The sequence below is a fragment of the Vibrio sp. L3-7 genome (assembly GCF_963898195.1).
Taxonomy (GTDB): Bacteria; Pseudomonadota; Gammaproteobacteria; order Enterobacterales; family Vibrionaceae; genus Vibrio; species Vibrio echinoideorum.
The window spans coordinates 81,604-96,494 of sequence record NZ_CAWQUW010000074.1 but is presented as its reverse complement, the minus strand read 5'-3'; the positions used below and the strand labels follow the sequence as shown (position 1 = coordinate 96,494).

17 protein-coding genes are annotated in these 14,891 nt (G+C 44.6%); 13 read left to right on the top strand and 4 right to left on the bottom strand.

Annotated elements, in window-relative coordinates; all coding sequences use genetic code 11:
• Positions 1–54 precede the first annotated feature (54 nt).
• Positions 55–525 (bottom strand): TIGR02444 family protein, encoded by a 471-nt coding sequence (locus AACW75_RS25935; protein ID WP_004729647.1) that lies wholly within the window; start codon positions 523–525, stop codon positions 55–57.
• Positions 522–2,444, bottom strand: coding sequence for an ABC transporter ATP-binding protein (locus tag AACW75_RS25930; RefSeq protein ID WP_135457739.1), 1,923 nt, complete (start codon positions 2,442–2,444; stop codon positions 522–524). The genes AACW75_RS25935 and AACW75_RS25930 overlap by 4 nt, the downstream gene beginning before the upstream one ends.
• Before the next feature lie 171 nt (positions 2,445–2,615).
• On the opposite strand from AACW75_RS25930, the gene kefG reads away from it, so the two are divergent.
• The 5 genes from kefG (at position 2,616) to AACW75_RS25905 (ending at position 7,199) form a co-directional block, all read left to right on the top strand.
• Positions 2,616–3,200, top strand: a complete 585-nt coding sequence (kefG, locus tag AACW75_RS25925) for a glutathione-regulated potassium-efflux system ancillary protein KefG (protein WP_145569991.1) — start codon at positions 2,616–2,618, stop codon at positions 3,198–3,200.
• Entirely contained in the window at positions 3,187–4,983 is a 1,797-nt protein-coding gene (gene kefB, locus AACW75_RS25920; protein ID WP_145570055.1) for a glutathione-regulated potassium-efflux system protein KefB, read from the top strand. Before kefG ends, kefB begins: the two co-directional genes overlap by 14 nt.
• Before the next feature lie 159 nt (positions 4,984–5,142).
• Complete coding sequence (locus tag AACW75_RS25915) at positions 5,143–5,343, top strand: YheV family putative zinc ribbon protein (RefSeq protein ID WP_102553509.1); 201 nt, start codon at positions 5,143–5,145, stop codon at positions 5,341–5,343.
• A 96-nt stretch (positions 5,344–5,439) separates the two neighbouring features.
• Complete coding sequence (gene slyD, locus AACW75_RS25910; protein WP_145569989.1) at positions 5,440–6,030, top strand: peptidylprolyl isomerase; 591 nt, start codon at positions 5,440–5,442, stop codon at positions 6,028–6,030.
• Positions 6,031–6,233: 203 nt separating this feature from the next.
• Positions 6,234–7,199 carry an isoaspartyl peptidase/L-asparaginase family protein gene (locus AACW75_RS25905; protein ID WP_145569988.1) on the top strand — a complete coding sequence of 322 codons (966 nt, stop codon included), beginning with the start codon at positions 6,234–6,236 and terminating at the stop codon, positions 7,197–7,199.
• A gap of 129 nt (positions 7,200–7,328) precedes the next feature.
• Here the strand turns inward: AACW75_RS25905 and AACW75_RS25900 are convergent, their stop codons facing one another.
• Both AACW75_RS25900 and AACW75_RS25895 read right to left on the bottom strand, forming a co-directional pair.
• Positions 7,329–7,556 (bottom strand): SlyX family protein, encoded by a 228-nt coding sequence (locus AACW75_RS25900; protein WP_017073684.1) that lies wholly within the window; start codon positions 7,554–7,556, stop codon positions 7,329–7,331.
• A gap of 5 nt (positions 7,557–7,561) precedes the next feature.
• Positions 7,562–8,539, bottom strand: coding sequence for a WD40 repeat domain-containing protein (locus AACW75_RS25895; protein ID WP_145570054.1), 978 nt, complete (start codon positions 8,537–8,539; stop codon positions 7,562–7,564).
• Positions 8,540–8,670: 131 nt separating this feature from the next.
• On the opposite strand from AACW75_RS25895, the gene fkpA reads away from it, so the two are divergent.
• From fkpA to fusA, 8 genes are all read left to right on the top strand, one after another.
• Positions 8,671–9,447 (top strand): FKBP-type peptidyl-prolyl cis-trans isomerase, encoded by a 777-nt coding sequence (gene fkpA / locus AACW75_RS25890; RefSeq protein WP_029224868.1) that lies wholly within the window; start codon positions 8,671–8,673, stop codon positions 9,445–9,447.
• Positions 9,448–9,652: 205 nt separating this feature from the next.
• On the top strand, positions 9,653–10,378 hold the full coding sequence (locus AACW75_RS25885) for a helix-turn-helix transcriptional regulator (RefSeq protein WP_012604921.1): 726 nt from the start codon (positions 9,653–9,655) through the stop codon (positions 10,376–10,378).
• Positions 10,372–10,761 carry a sulfurtransferase complex subunit TusD gene (tusD, locus tag AACW75_RS25880; protein WP_102553476.1) on the top strand — a complete coding sequence of 130 codons (390 nt, stop codon included), beginning with the start codon at positions 10,372–10,374 and terminating at the stop codon, positions 10,759–10,761. The genes AACW75_RS25885 and tusD overlap by 7 nt, the downstream gene beginning before the upstream one ends.
• The gene (gene tusC, locus AACW75_RS25875) at positions 10,758–11,114 is read left to right on the top strand and encodes a sulfurtransferase complex subunit TusC (protein ID WP_145569986.1); all 357 of its coding nucleotides are present in this window, start codon (positions 10,758–10,760) and stop codon (positions 11,112–11,114) included. The genes tusD and tusC overlap by 4 nt, the downstream gene beginning before the upstream one ends.
• Before the next feature lie 8 nt (positions 11,115–11,122).
• The gene (gene tusB / locus AACW75_RS25870) at positions 11,123–11,398 is read left to right on the top strand and encodes a sulfurtransferase complex subunit TusB (RefSeq protein WP_145569984.1); all 276 of its coding nucleotides are present in this window, start codon (positions 11,123–11,125) and stop codon (positions 11,396–11,398) included.
• 180 nt (positions 11,399–11,578) lie between these two features.
• Positions 11,579–11,953, top strand: a complete 375-nt coding sequence (rpsL, locus tag AACW75_RS25865) for a 30S ribosomal protein S12 (protein WP_012604917.1) — start codon at positions 11,579–11,581, stop codon at positions 11,951–11,953.
• Between the two features lie 103 nt (positions 11,954–12,056).
• Complete coding sequence (gene rpsG, locus AACW75_RS25860) at positions 12,057–12,527, top strand: 30S ribosomal protein S7 (RefSeq protein WP_145569982.1); 471 nt, start codon at positions 12,057–12,059, stop codon at positions 12,525–12,527.
• A 166-nt stretch (positions 12,528–12,693) separates the two neighbouring features.
• Entirely contained in the window at positions 12,694–14,790 is a 2,097-nt protein-coding gene (fusA, locus tag AACW75_RS25855) for an elongation factor G (RefSeq protein ID WP_017073677.1), read from the top strand.
• Positions 14,791–14,891 lie beyond the last annotated feature (101 nt).

The following is a 14,891-nucleotide window of genomic DNA, read 5'->3' as shown; positions in this document are numbered from 1 at the left end:
GATACTACCAAGGTAAGCTTGGGTCTTGATTGAAGATAAGAGAAAGGAAATGCGTTAGGGTTGAGGTGCTGGTTCAGAAAAAGCGTCGTAGAGGTTTTCAGCCCCTAATAAGCGACAGTATTGAAAAGCGAGTGGTGATTGCTGGTTAGCCGTAAGCTGAAGAGAATTAATGCAGTCGACGAGATCAGATTGCTGTTGCTTCTCTAACTGCAGTTCAAATTGGAGCGCTTCACGGTAGAGGGAATCGACGACTTGAGGTTTGAGATGCTTACGCAGCTCTCGATAGCTATGAAGCAGGGTTTCAGAGCGGCTTAAGCACTGTTGTACCTTGTGCCACTCTTCTTCGGCAAAAGACAATTGCTGCTCATCAAGCCATTTGAGAAGCAGCAGTAGATTGACGTTGCCGTGGAACTGGTTTTGCAAAGCTAGGCACGCATCCTTTACACCGCGCACACTGTAATACTGAAGGCTAAATTGCCATAGTCGTTCCAGTGTTAGTGATATTGGGGCGTGCTCTGGGCTCATAAGCTATCCATATCCTGTTCCATCTGCTCAAGCTCTTCTTGAGTGGACATCCAATCCATTTCAACTTCTTCTAGCTGTGACTTACTGCTCGCTTGGAGAGCGAGTACTTTATTCAGTTTAGCCTTATTTTCAGCTTCATAAAGTGAAGTGTCGGATAATTCTTGCTCGGCCTCTTCAAGATCCAGTGTTAACTTATCCATCAGCTTTTCGAATTGAGTCAGCTTTTTACGGATTGGAGCTGTTAGCTTACGAAACTCTGCTTCTTTTCGTTTTTGCTCTTTCTTCGAAGCTGCACTGTTAGCGCCGTCTTTTGCTGGTGCCAACGCTTGTGCTTCTTTACGCTCAACTTTTTGTTGTTCGGTTAGCCATTTGTAATAATCGCTAAGATCGCCATCAAACGGTGCGACTTGGCGGTCGTGTACAAGGTATAACTCATCGGTGGTTGCACGCAGTAAGTAACGGTCGTGCGATACGATGACCATCGCACCTTCAAACGTCTGCAACGCAAAAGTCAGCGCCTGACGCATGTCGAGATCCAAGTGGTTGGTCGGTTCATCGAGCAGTAATAGGTTCGGTTTTTGCCATACTAGTAGAGCTAATACTAAACGTGCTTTTTCACCACCCGAAAACGGAGCCACTTTATCGAGTGCTTTTTCACCTTGGAAGCCGAAACTGCCTAGGTAATCACGCAGTTGTTGCTCGGTATGCTTAGGAGCAATCTGCATCATGTGTTGCAGTGGCGTTTCCTCTGGATGCAGCGTCTCTAATTGATGCTGAGCAAAGTAGCCCATCTTAACGCCCTGCGAATAGCTCAGCTCCCCGCCTTGTTGCTTTAGCTCACCAGAAAGCAGTTTAATCAGTGTCGACTTACCCGCACCATTTCGACCAAGAAGACCAATACGGCTGCCGGGAACTAGGTTGAGGCGAATCTTTTCTAGAATCAAGTTGTCATCGTAACCCGCTGATACCTCATCCATCATCATGATTGGGTTTGGTAGCGCGTCTGGCTCTCTAAACTCAAAGCTGAATGGGTTATCAAACTGAGCTGGCAACACTTGTTCCATTTTCTCTAGCGCTTTAATACGGCTTTGCGCTTGGCGAGCCTTTGAGGCCTTGTAGCGGAAACGGTCAATGTAGCTCTGCATGTGAGACATTTGCTTTTGCTGCTTTTGGAACATTGCTTGTTGCAGGATCAGCTTTTGAGCGCGTTGAGTTTCAAACGATGAGTAGTTACCGGTGTATTCATTGAGCTGTTGGTTTTCAACATGCACGATACGGTTGACGATAGGATCTAAGAAGTCTCTATCGTGGGAGATAAGAACCAGTGTGCCTGGGTAATTTTGTAACCAACGCTCCAACCACATTACGGCGTCTAAATCCAAGTGGTTGGTTGGCTCATCGAGTAGCAGTAAATCACTACGACACAGCAGGGCTTGTGCTAGGTTCAAACGCATACGCCAACCACCCGAGAATTGGGTGAGGTTCCATGTCATCTGTTCTTGGCGAAAACCAAGGCCATCGAGTAATTCAGCGGCTCGTGAATTAATGGTGTAACCACCAATGGTTTCAATTTGACCGTGGATCTCTGCTACCAGAGTCCCGTTGTCAGCGTGTTCCGCTTTCTTTAATTGATCTTCAAGGCCACGGTATTCTCTATCGCCATCAATTACGTATTCAATGGCTGTTCTTTCTAATGCCGGTGTTTCTTGAGCAACCCAAGCCATTTCCCAATGGGCGGGTTTACTGAATGAGCCCGCATCAATAGACAGTTCGTCTTTGATTAAGGCAAACAGCGTAGATTTACCACAGCCGTTTTTTCCAACCAAACCGATCTTGTCGCCAGGGTGAAGAGTTGCAGATGCTTGGTCGAGGAGTGGTTTACCACCACGTAACAATTGAATATCAGAGAAAGTAATCATAGAAGCAGCATAGAAATTAGAGGTGGACAGACGCCTGCATAGTAGGCTGAATCCAGATAAAAGTCGATCACAATGCAATTTGCGTTATGATGCCAATAACATATTAATAACTTTTATTTAAATTCTAGTGGCCTTGCCACCGTTTAGCCCTCAAAGGAATGTTTCAAAGGAATGAGTATTACTCCCTCGACAGACAAACCCGTGCCAAAGGTGTTAGTGATCTATGCGCACCCAGAACCACAAACCTCTATCGCTAACCAAATTATGGTTAAAAAGATAGAGTCGCTTGGGAATGTCAAAATCCACGATCTCTATGCTCTCTATCCTGACTTCTTTATCGATGTGCCTTATGAGCATGAATTGCTCCTTCAGTACGATGTAATTGTGTTCCAACACCCTCTATTTATGTATTCATGCCCTTCGTTATTGAAGGAATGGTTTGATCGTGTGTTAGGGAAGGGTTTTGCGTTTGGTGAACAAAGCGCGCTTAAGGGCAAGTATTGGCGCAGTGTTATCACTACGGGTGGTAAAGAAGAGGCGTTTGGTGCTGCAGGCTATAATAAATATCCATTACAAGAGATCTTGCAACCGTTTGAGCTAACCGCCGCTTTGTGTCAAATGAACTGGATGTCACCTTTGGTTTTACACTGGGCGCGGAATATCTCGGATATGACGCGTTACCAACACGCTGAAGAATATCGAAATTGGTTACGAGATCCGCTACAAGATATAGGAGCGAATGATGGCTCTGACTAATGATTTTTTGCAAAGTAGCGTTATATTTCTAGCGGCTGCTGTTATTGCGGTTCCTATCGCACAGCGAGCGGGCTTGGGCTCAGTATTAGGCTATTTATTGGCGGGTGTCGCGATTGGCCCATGGGGGCTTGGCTTAATCAGTGATGTAGAAGCGATTCTGCACTTCTCCGAGTTCGGGGTGGTGCTGCTGCTTTTCTTGATTGGCTTAGAGCTTAACCCTAAAAAACTGTGGCAGATGAGGGCGCCTATTCTCGGACTCGGTGGCGCGCAAGTGCTGATCACCACCTTGATTATTACCGCCATCGCCTGTCTGTTCGGATTAACCTGGCAAACCAGCCTCGTAATAGGTATGGGTTTAGCGCTGTCTTCGACCGCTATCGCGTTGCGTGTTATTGAAGAGCGGGAGCTCGGTGGTAAAGAAGCCGGGCAGTCAGGTTTTGCAGTACTACTTTTCCAAGATATTGCGGTTATACCAATGCTCGCGATGTTGCCTTTGCTTGCTGGTAACACTGGCGGCAGTTGGGCAGATATGTTGTGGATGTTGGGTGGTGTGATTGGCTTGCTTGTCGGTGGGCACTTCTTATTGAGACCACTTTTCCGATACGTAGTAATGAGTGGCGTGCGTGAGTTGTTCACAGTCGCAGCCTTATTATTGGTGATTGGTATTGCGGTACTCATGCAACAGATTGGTTTGTCGATGGCATTAGGTACTTTCCTTGCGGGCGTCCTTCTAGCGGAAAGTGAATATCGACATGAGCTCGAAATTGCCATTGATCCATTCAAAGGCTTATTACTAGGTCTGTTCTTCATCTCTGTTGGTATGGCGGTGAACTTAGGTTTACTAGCCGAAAGTCCGTTTGCGATACTGATTGCGGTTTGTTCATTGGTCGTCTTAAAAGGGCTAGTTCTGTATATGCTTGCTCGTATCTTTGGTACTCAAGCTAAAGCTCGTAGCCGCATGGCGATGATTCTCAGCCAAGGTGGTGAGTTTGCGTTTGTCATTTTTACTGCGGCAAGTGCACAAGGTATTTTAAGTGGCGACCAAGTCTCGTTCTTGTTGGTTGTTGTGAGCCTTTCTATGGTGACCACGCCATTGATGCTCAAGATCCAAGACCGATTCTTTGCTCGTCAACTCAATCAAATCAGCGAAAGTGCGATGTCTTCTGATGTTGTCGATCGCAGCCCGAGAGTGATCATTGCTGGCTTTGGTCGTTTCGGTCAGATTATTGGTCGCCTGATGTACGCAAATAAGATTCGTATTACCGTTCTTGAAAGTGATGCTAGCCAAATACACATCCTTAGAAAATTTGGCTACAAAGTATTTTACGGTGACTCTACTCACCTTGAATTGTTAAGAGCTGCGGGGGCGGATAAAGCAGAAGCCATTGTGTTGTGTACCGATTCTCCCGATGAAATCATGAAGACCGTCGATTTGTGTAAGCAGCATTTCCCAAAGTTAAAGATTTTAGCACGTGCTCGAAGCCGTGTTGAAGCGTATCAATTACTTAACCATGGTGTGAGCAACTATTCGCGTGAAACCTTCCTTGGGGCATTAGATTTAGGTCGTCAAACATTGACTGAACTTGGCATGCATCCATACAAAGCGAAGCGAGCAGAAGCACACTTTAGGAAATTGGATAATGGTATGCTGAAAGAGTTGCTTCCTCAGCATAACGAAGATGCCGAGTTAGCCCAAAGAGCGAAAGAGGCTCGCAAAGAGCTTGAAGAGATTTTTGGACACGAGATGGAAAACGATCACCAATCTCGAAACTATTGGCAGTAGCCTGAGTCAAGAGTTAGTCACCTGAGCTTAGACATATAGCCTGAACTTAGAAATAACAGTTTGTGAATAGCCAATCTAATAATAAACGCGGTCTCTGCTTAACCTGTATATAGAGCGAGCAGGATGAACTGCGAATCCAGAGTAGTAAAGGATATGAACGTGAAACATAAAAAACGCTTTATCGCTGGGGCAAGCTGCCCAAGCTGCAACACTCAAGACACACTTCGCTGGTGGGTCGAGAACAATATCGAACTGGTGGAATGTGTCGATTGTGATTTCACCGAGCAGCGTAAACCTAAAACTGTAGAGAAATCTGAACACGCGAATCAAGAAATGATCGGTATTTTTAAACCAGAATGATTGAGTTTCACTAATTCATCCCCATAATACCGGGTGTAGAAAATTTATTCCTAGGTTCAACTGTTCGAACCTAGTCCAAACCTCCTTGGAGCTCTCATGAAAATTGAAAAGAACGTAGTAGTTAGTGTTGCATATCAAGTGAAACTTGAAGATGGCGTAGTAGTTGACCAATCAACTGCAGAAGCTCCACTAGATTACCTTCACGGTCACAACAATCTAATTACAGGTCTTGAAAAAGAGCTTGAAGGCAAAGTAGCTGGCGACAAGTTCTCAGCAACTGTTACTCCAGAAGACGCTTACGGTGAGCACAACGACGACCTAGTTCAACGTGTTCCTGCTGACGTATTCCAAGGTGTTGAGCAAATCGAAGTTGGCATGCGTTTCCTAGCGGATACAGACCAAGGCCCAATCCCAGTTGAAGTGACTGAAGTAGATGGCGACGAAGTTGTTGTTGACGGTAACCACATGCTAGCTGGCCAAACTCTAACGTTTGACGTTGAAGTTGTAGCTGTTCGTGAAGCGACTGAAGAAGAAGTTCAACACGGTCACGTACATCAAGAAGGTGGCTGTGGTGGTCACGATCACGACCATGATCACGAAGGTGGTTGTTGTGGTGGCGAAGAGCACGACCACGGTGAAGAGAAAAAAGAAGGCTGCTGCGGCGGCGGTAGCTGTGGTTCTCACTAATACCGAATTAACGGTTTAGATTAAGAACACTAAAAAAGCCTCCCTTGCGGAGGTTTTTTCGTATTAGGCTAGAGTTTTTTGAACTGACAGTTTCTTTAACGGGCCAGCTATTCGAAAAAGTTTGTTTTCCGTTATCAGACATCGAACCTCGGATGTGGTATTGATAAAGCAACATTATAAGAATACGTCAGTGGAGAATTCACATGTCACAGCCTTTTTCAATCGCCATTCATGGTGGTGCGGGTACCATTTTGCGAGAGCAAATGAGCGATGAATTAAAAACAGGCATTACTGAAGCTTTGGAGAAGTCGGTTTTGGCTGGCTATCAAGTTTTGCAATCGGGTGGCGATGCGCTGGATGCCGTGGTTGCATCGGTGAAAGTGATGGAAGACAGCCCACACTTTAATGCAGGCAAAGGCTCGGTGTTGACTCACGATGAGTTTGTTGAGATGGATGCTTCTGTGATGCATGGCCGTGAAATGGATGCGGGTGCGATTGCGGGTGTTCGTCATATCAAAAACCCTATTGAACTTGCGCGTGATGTGATGCTGAAAAGCGATCATGTGTTGCTGATTGGCGAAGGCGCCGAGAAGTTTGCATTCGAACACGAATACACGTTTACCGAACAAGACTACTTCTTTACTGAACGGCGCTATGATCAGCTTCAGTCGATGAAAGAGAAAGGCATCTTTGCTCTGTCGGAAGCTAAATACGATGAACAACAAGCTCAGAAATACCCTGATGATAAGAAATACGGCACGGTGGGCGCGGTGGCGTTAGACCAAGCCGGTAACTTGGCAGCAGCCACAAGTACTGGTGGTGTAACCAATAAAAAATACGGCCGTGTAGGAGACTCTCCAATCATCGGTGCAGGCACTGTTGCCGAAAATGGCAACGTGGCTGTTTCAACAACAGGTATGGGTGAGTTCTTTCTTAGAAAGATGGTTGCGAGCGATGTGGCTGCGCGAATGCGCTATCTTAAAGAAGATGTACATACGGCTTGTGAACACATCATCCAAGGTGAACTAAAAAACATGGGCGGAGAAGGTGGCTTGATCGCTATTGATGGCCAAGGTGATATTCACTTCGGTATGAACAGTTCAGGGATGTATCGAGCTAGCGTTGATATAGAAGGTCGTGTCGACGTTAAAATTTATGCCGATGAGTAAGTCCATCGTGGCTTGATTCTGGTTATCAAATACATAAACGAAGGGCGTCAGATAGTATCTGTCGCCCTTCGTTGTTATCCGTAGTCAACGAGTGTATCGCTGACGAGCTTTTGCTCATTTGAAACGCGCTTAATAGTGCGGAGGTGGCGTCTCTTCTGATGCGTCAGCTAAATTTGAGCCATCCATATTTTTCACTTTACCCACTACAAACTTCATTTGATCTTGCATTCGCGTGATCAACATCTGTTGTTGGCTAAGCGCTTCATTGAGTTCCTCAATGGTCTGTTCTTGGAAAGCCACCTGACATTCTAAGTCATTCACGCGGCTTTCTAGTTGTTCAACTCGCTTTTCTGTCATCGTTCTTAATCCACATTCCAAGCTTGGGCGATGCCCGCTGAGGTGCCCGATATCACACGGTTCTTATCATCAAAGGCTGCATCATACACTACCGCTCGAGGAGGGCGAGCATCTTTTAGTGGCTCAGCGTCGTGACGAGAAATTCGTTTTCCGTCTTGAGTGTTCCACACGCTGACTTGACTTGATGGGGTACCCGTAACGAGCATCGTTCCATCATCAGAGAAGCGCGCGCTTGAGAATATCAACTGTCTTGACCAACTCTGAAGTTGGGCTTGAGATTCGCCCGTTTTAAGGTCCCAGATCATCGCTTGGTTGCCGCCATCGGAAGTAAAAGCCAATTCTCCATCCCGTTGTAGTGCAACTCGTACTACTCTTTGTTCATGCTCGAAGGTACGTAGCACCAAGCCTGATTCGGTATCCCAAAGGTAAGCTTTGTAGTCGTTGCCGCCCGATAATGCGTAGCGCCCATTAGAAGAGAGGGAGACGGAATTAACTTTTTCTCGGTGAGCGAGGAACTCCAGACGGCGTCCGGTGACTAAGTCCACATAGATAGATTTGCCGTTAGATAGGCCAAGCAACACTTTTTCACCATTGCTCGATATATCAACATCGCGAATCAAGCCATCGGAAATAGACCAAAGCCCTTCAGCTTGAGTCCAAGATAAATCCCAAACGGCGAAATTCATTTGGCTGGCGGTAATGGCAAATCGACCGTTATCTGAGATACGGATTCGTGATACCTGGTTTTCGGATGGGTCTTGTGGGCCGAGTTGAGCTAACTCTTTGTTCTGGTTTAAATCCCAAAGGATAAGTTGTTTTTTCTGAGAGTAGAGTAAGGCAAAGCGTCCATCTCTACTTAATGCAAAGCTGGTGGCGCCATTGGGTTCAATTTCCCAACGTTGCTCATCATCTTGGAAGAAAAAACAACCATTTAACAAGGTGATGACAACTGTACATAGCAATGAGTGGAAAAATATTCGCATCACATCTAATAATCCGGTTTGTGTCGAAAGACATATAACTAGTATATTGTTATAACTAACGTATTCACACCAATCTAATCATTAGATTTGTGCACAATAACCAATGGCTTGGCCATTAATTGGAGAATTCAATGAAATCAGTTTTAAAAGTATCACTGCTTGCCGCAACGGTTATGCTGGCAGTTGGTTGTCAGAAAGAAGAACCAAAGGCAGAAGCTCCACAGGTAGAAGAAGTTCAAGTAGAAGCAGTAAACTTTAAAACAGAAGATGACAAAGCGGCTTACGCAATCGGTGTATCTTTCGCAAATTACCTAAGCACAAGCATTGATAAGCCAAGCGAGCTAGGTATTAACCTAGACAAAGACATGGTTCTTCAAGGTATCGAAGATGTATTCGCAGAGAAAACGGCGCTTAACGAAGAAGAGACTCGTGCTGCACTTGAAGCTTTAGACAAGCGTGTTGCTGAAACAATGCAAGCACAAGCGGCAGAGAAATCAGCAGAAGTGAAGAAAGCAGGTGATGACTTCCGCGCTGAGTTCGCTAAAACTGAAGGCGTAAAGCAAACTGAATCTGGCCTACTTTACCAAGTAATGACTGCGGGTGAAGGTGCTTCTCCAAAAGACACTGATACCGTTCAAGTACACTACAAAGGTACGCTAACAGACGGCACTCAGTTTGATAGCTCTTACGACCGTGGCGAACCTGCAACATTCCCACTAAACCGCGTAATCCCAGGCTGGACTGAAGGCGTACAACTTATGCAAGTTGGTTCTAAGTACAAATTCGTTATCCCGCCAGAGCTAGCGTACGGTGAGCAAGATACACCGACTATCCCTGCTAACTCAACGCTAGTATTCGAAGTTGAACTACTAAAAGTTGATAACGCTGAAGCGGCTCCTGCTCAGTAATGTTAGTTAGAAACTTCGTTTAAACATACGTTGATTGAATAAAAAGCCTAACTTTAAGTTAGGCTTTTTTTATGCTTTAAAGATGAGTATTTGATTTTTAAACTTGTTCTAAATCACTAGTTGCAATGTTAGCTAGGTGTGCAATTAAAATTTTCTGATAAACTTACATAAATTTGTTGATTTTTCACACGAAGGTAAGGAATAAGTGACTACTACAGAAACAGTCAATGCGGACATGTTACTCGAAATGGAATCAGTCCATGTCATGCCATTCAGTGAACACGATAAAATTATCTTAAGATCTTATGAGGCCGTAGTGGATGGTATTGCGAGTCTGATCGGTCCGTTTTGTGAAATCGTTTTACACTCTTTAGAAGACCTCAATACTTCTGCGATTAAAATTGCCAACGGCGAAAATACAGGTCGTCAGGTTGGCTCGCCCATCACCGATCTTGCTTTGAAGATGCTGAAAGATATTGAAGGTTCTAAGCGTAACTTCTCACGTTCATATTTTACTCGCGCTAAAGGCGGAGTATTAATGAAGTCGATCACAGTTGCTATCCGCAATGGTGAAGACCGAGTGATTGGCTTACTGTGTATTAATGTGAACTTAGATGCGCCTTTCTCACAAGTGCTGCAATCTTTCATGCCAACACAAGACGCAGATGAAGCGGCGTCATCCGTTAACTTCGCTAGTGACGTTGAAGAACTTGTCGACCAAACGGTTGAGCGCACGATTGAAGAAATCAATGCAGACAAATCAGTATCAAACAACACCAAAAACCGTCAAATCGTGATGGAGCTATACGACAAAGGTATTTTCGACATCAAAGATGCGATTAACCGTGTCGCTGAGCGACTTAATATTTCTAAGCACACTGTGTACTTGTACATCCGTCAACGCAAAACAGAGGATGAAGAGGGTTGTTAAGCTATACGCTCTTAGTCAATGGGCCAGTTTACGGTTCACAATCTGCAAGAAGTGCTTATCAGTTTGCGGTGGCTCTATTAATACAGGGACACAAGCTTAAAAGTGTATTTTTCTATCAAGATGGCGTTAGCAATGGCTCAGCTCTTACTGTCCCTGCTAATGATGAATTTGATTTGGCTTCAGCGTGGCAAGCACTTGCAATTGAACATGGTATTAGCCTCGAAACCTGCGTTGCAGCAGCGCTAAGACGAGGTGTGATTAGCTCAGAAGAAGCCGAGCAACATCAGTTGAGTGGTTCCAATTTAGCTCCAAGTTTTACGCAAGCTGGGTTAGGGAGCTTATCTGAAGCTCTATTAACGCAAGACAGGGTTGTACAGTTTTGAGAAAGTTAGCCTTCATATTTAATAGTTTTCCTCACACTACCGTTGCGGGTAGAGAAGGGCTAGATGCATTGCTAGCGGCTTCAGCTTATAGTGAGGATATTACCGTATTCTTTGTCGGTAATGGCGTCACACAGCTCCTCAAAGCTCAGCAGCCGAACGAAACACTATCACGTGACTACATCTCCGCGTTTAAGCTAATGGACCTTTACGACATCGAACAGGTGTACGTGTGTCAACGTAGCCTGAATCAATTTGGTCTTTCAACAGACAATTTATTAATCGATGTAACCGCGTTAGAAACTGATGAGTTAACGCAGAAGCTAGCTCTGTGCCAACAAGTACTGACTTTCTAGGGTTCATTATGCTTCATATTGTAAGATCAGTAGACAAACTCAAGCTCGCTTTGACGTACTCACAGCTGCAAGATCACTTCCTTTTAACCGAAGATGCTGTGTATGTTTGCCTACCTAATCATGAGTTATTCAATCAAATCTCGATGATCGAACGAGTGTCAGTATTAAAACCAGATCTAAACAGTCGAGGCTTACAACAATTAGTCTCAGGTTCGTTTATTCAAGTCGACTTCGATGGATTCGTTGAACTGACGGTTTTAAACGATAAATCAGTGACTTGGTAGCCGCGCTTTATCAATATGGTTAAAATTAAACCATCTTGAGCTCTGGATGGCTAAAAAAGATCTGTATATTTCTTGACACACATCCCACTGCTGAATAGAATTTTGCGTCCCTATTTACACTATGTGTATAGGGCTAGATTTTTCATCAAGCTTACTTTCAAGTAAATCAGGAGCTAGTTAATGGCAACTATTAACCAGTTGGTACGTACTCCTCGTGTAAAGCAGGTTGTTAAAAGCAACGTGCCTGCACTAGAAGCGTGCCCACAAAAACGTGGTGTATGTACTCGCGTATATACTACTACTCCAAAAAAACCGAACTCAGCACTACGTAAAGTATGTCGTGTTCGTCTAACTAACGGCTTTGAAGTTACTTCATACATCGGCGGCGAAGGTCATAACCTTCAAGAACACAGTGTTGTTCTTATCCGTGGTGGTCGTGTTAAAGATTTACCAGGTGTGCGTTACCACACTGTTCGCGGTGCACTTGACTGTGCAGGCGTTAACGACCGTAAGAAAGGTCGTTCTAAGTATGGTGTGAAACGTCCTAAGTCTTAATGCGTCTTTTTTAAAAAGAAAGCGTTAAGTAAGGCCAAACACTATTTATTTATTATTCTGAAAAGTTTTGGAAAAAACCTGAAGAAGACAACGGAGAAATTCCATGCCACGTCGTCGCGTAATAGGCCAGCGTAAGATCCTTCCAGATCCTAAGTTCAAATCTGAACTGCTGGCAAAATTCGTTAACATCCTTATGGTTGACGGAAAAAAATCTACTGCAGAGAAGATTGTCTACACTGCATTAGAAACTATGGCTGAGAAATCTGGTAAAGATCACTTAGCTGTATTTGAAGAAGCTCTTGAAAATGTTCGTCCAGCGGTAGAAGTTAAATCTCGCCGTGTGGGTGGTTCAACTTACCAAGTACCTGTAGAAGTTCGTCCGGTTCGCCGTAACGCTCTTGCTATGCGTTGGGTAGTTGAAGCTGCGCGTAAGCGTGGTGAAAAATCTATGGCTCAACGCCTAGCTGCTGAAATGCTAGACGCGTCTGAGAACAAAGGTACTGCGGTTAAGAAACGTGAAGACATTCACCGCATGGCTGACGCAAACAAAGCGTTCGCACATTACCGCTGGTAATACCTTTTTAGTGCTGCAAGATTCCTTGTGGCACTTCTTTAGTTCCTATGCTTATGCTAGGAACTATTGCTATTTCTAGGGCAAGCACTTTTTAGCGAAGCATCGCTTTTAACGCATAATCTAGACATAGCAATAGTCCCTAAGTCTCTAATAAGAGGATTCAACCGTGGCTCGTAAAACTCCTATAGAGCAATACCGTAATATCGGTATCGTTGCTCACGTAGATGCAGGTAAAACAACCACAAGTGAACGTATTCTGTTCTATACCGGTCTTTCTCACAAAATCGGCGAAGTTCACGATGGTGCAGCAACCATGGATTGGATGGAGCAAGAGCAAGAGCGCGGTATTACGATCACTTCAGCAGCAACGACTACGTTTTGGCGTGGTATGGAAGCTCAGTACTCAGACCACCGTATCAACATCATTGATACCCCTGGACACGTAGACTTCACTATCGAAGTTGAACGTTCTTTGCGTGTACTTGATGGTGCAGTAGTTGTTTTCTGTGGCTCATCTGGTGTTGAACCTCAGTCAGAGACAGTATGGCGTCAAGCTGATAAGTACCAAGTTCCACGTATGGTTTTCGTTAACAAAATGGACCGTACAGGCGCAGATTTCTTGCGTGTAGTTGAACAGATCAAGGATCGCCTAGGCGCGACTCCTATCCCAATTCAACTTAACATTGGTGCTGAAGAAAATTTCCAGGGTGTTGTCGATCTTATTAAGATGAAGGCAATTAACTGGAACGAAGCTGACCAAGGCATGACTTTTACGTACGAAGATATTCCAGCTGACATGCAAGAGATGGCTGAAGAATATCGTACAGAACTTGTTGAAGCTGCTGCAGAAGCAAATGAAGAGCTGATGGATAAGTACCTTGAAGAAGGTGAATTGACAGAAGCTGAAATCAAACAAGGTCTTCGTACTCGTACCCTTAACAATGAAATCGTACTCGCAACTTGCGGTAGTGCTTTCAAAAATAAAGGTGTACAGGCTGTTCTAGATGCAGTGGTTGACTTCCTTCCTTCTCCAGTCGATGTACCTGCAATTAAAGGTACCGATGAAGACGAGAACGAAGTAGAGCGTCATGCAGACGATAAAGAACCGTTCTCAGCGCTAGCATTTAAAATAGCAACAGACCCATTTGTTGGTACTTTAACTTTCATTCGTGTTTACTCTGGTGTGGTTGAAAGCGGTAAAACAGCTTACAACTCAGTGAAGAAACAACGTGAACGTTTAGGGCGCATTGTTCAAATGCACTCAAACAAGCGTGAAGAAGTAAAAGAAGTACGAGCAGGTGACATCGCAGCCATTATTGGCCTTAAAGATGTTACCACTGGTGAGACGCTTTGTGACCAGAACCATAAAATCGTTCTTGAGCGCATGGAATTCCCAGACCCAGTAATTCAGATCGTTGTAGAGCCTCGCTCTCAAGCTGATCAAGATAAAATGACCATCGCGTTAGGTAAACTAGCTGCAGAAGATCCATCGTTCCGTGTTGAAACGGATGACGAAACAGGCCAGACACTAATCTCTGGCATGGGTGAACTGCACTTAGATATCATCGTTGACCGCATGAAACGTGAATTTAACGTTAACTGCAACGTTGGTAATCCTCAAGTTGCTTACCGTGAGACCATTCGTGGTACCGCGAAAGCGGAAGGTAAATTCATCCGCGAACATGGTGGTAAAGGTCAATACGGTCACGTATGGCTTAAATTAGAACCATCAGAAGTTGGCGAAGGTTTTGTCTTCGTAAACGAAATTGCCAACGGTATTGTACCAAAAGAGTTTATCGCTTCAGTTGCTAAAGGCGTTGAAGAGCAGATGAACAATGGTGTACTTGCCGGCTATCCAGTTTTGGATATCAAAGCTACACTATATGATGGTTCTTACCATGAAGTAGATTCAAGTGAGATGGCGTTTACAATCGCTGCCTCTATGGCTTTCAGATCGGGTGCACTTGAAGCGCAACCGGTTCTGCTTGAGCCTATGATGAAAGTTGAAGTAACTACTCCAGAAGACTGGATGGGTGATGTTGTTGGTGATATTAATCGTCGCCGTGGCCTCATCGAAGGTATGGACGAGGGGACAGCTGGCCTGAAGATAATTCGTGCACAAGTTCCGTTGTCTGTCATGTTCGGTTACGCAACTGATTTACGTTCTGCGACACAAGGTCGTGCTTCTTACTCTATGGAGTTTAGTGAGTACGCTGAAGTGCCAAAAAATGTTGCAAATGCAATCATTGCAGAGCGTGGTTAAACAAGAGGGAGGCATTTTTTTTCATTTTTTGAAAGAACAATGCGTCCAAATATTGCGCTAACGAGAGTTGGCGCATAAAATAGCAATTTCTGGCGCGTCTC

What these genes read in the sequence shown, in the direction of transcription:
- AACW75_RS25895 (WP_145570054.1), bottom strand. Translation starts at nt 8,539, where the DNA reads ATGCGAATATTTTTCCACTCATTGCTATGTACAGTTGTCATCACCTTG.
- AACW75_RS25930 (WP_135457739.1), bottom strand. Translation starts at nt 2,444, where the DNA reads ATGATTACTTTCTCTGATATTCAATTGTTACGTGGTGGTAAACCACTC.
- AACW75_RS25900 (WP_017073684.1), bottom strand. Translation starts at nt 7,556, where the DNA reads ATGACAGAAAAGCGAGTTGAACAACTAGAAAGCCGCGTGAATGACTTA.
- AACW75_RS25935 (WP_004729647.1), bottom strand. Translation starts at nt 525, where the DNA reads ATGAGCCCAGAGCACGCCCCAATATCACTAACACTGGAACGACTATGG.
- kefB (WP_145570055.1), top strand. Translation starts at nt 3,187, where the DNA reads ATGGCTCTGACTAATGATTTTTTGCAAAGTAGCGTTATATTTCTAGCG.
- rpsG (WP_145569982.1), top strand. Translation starts at nt 12,057, where the DNA reads ATGCCACGTCGTCGCGTAATAGGCCAGCGTAAGATCCTTCCAGATCCT.
- kefG (WP_145569991.1), top strand. Translation starts at nt 2,616, where the DNA reads ATGAGTATTACTCCCTCGACAGACAAACCCGTGCCAAAGGTGTTAGTG.
- slyD (WP_145569989.1), top strand. Translation starts at nt 5,440, where the DNA reads ATGAAAATTGAAAAGAACGTAGTAGTTAGTGTTGCATATCAAGTGAAA.
- fkpA (WP_029224868.1), top strand. Translation starts at nt 8,671, where the DNA reads ATGAAATCAGTTTTAAAAGTATCACTGCTTGCCGCAACGGTTATGCTG.
- AACW75_RS25905 (WP_145569988.1), top strand. Translation starts at nt 6,234, where the DNA reads ATGTCACAGCCTTTTTCAATCGCCATTCATGGTGGTGCGGGTACCATT.
- tusB (WP_145569984.1), top strand. Translation starts at nt 11,123, where the DNA reads ATGCTTCATATTGTAAGATCAGTAGACAAACTCAAGCTCGCTTTGACG.
- rpsL (WP_012604917.1), top strand. Translation starts at nt 11,579, where the DNA reads ATGGCAACTATTAACCAGTTGGTACGTACTCCTCGTGTAAAGCAGGTT.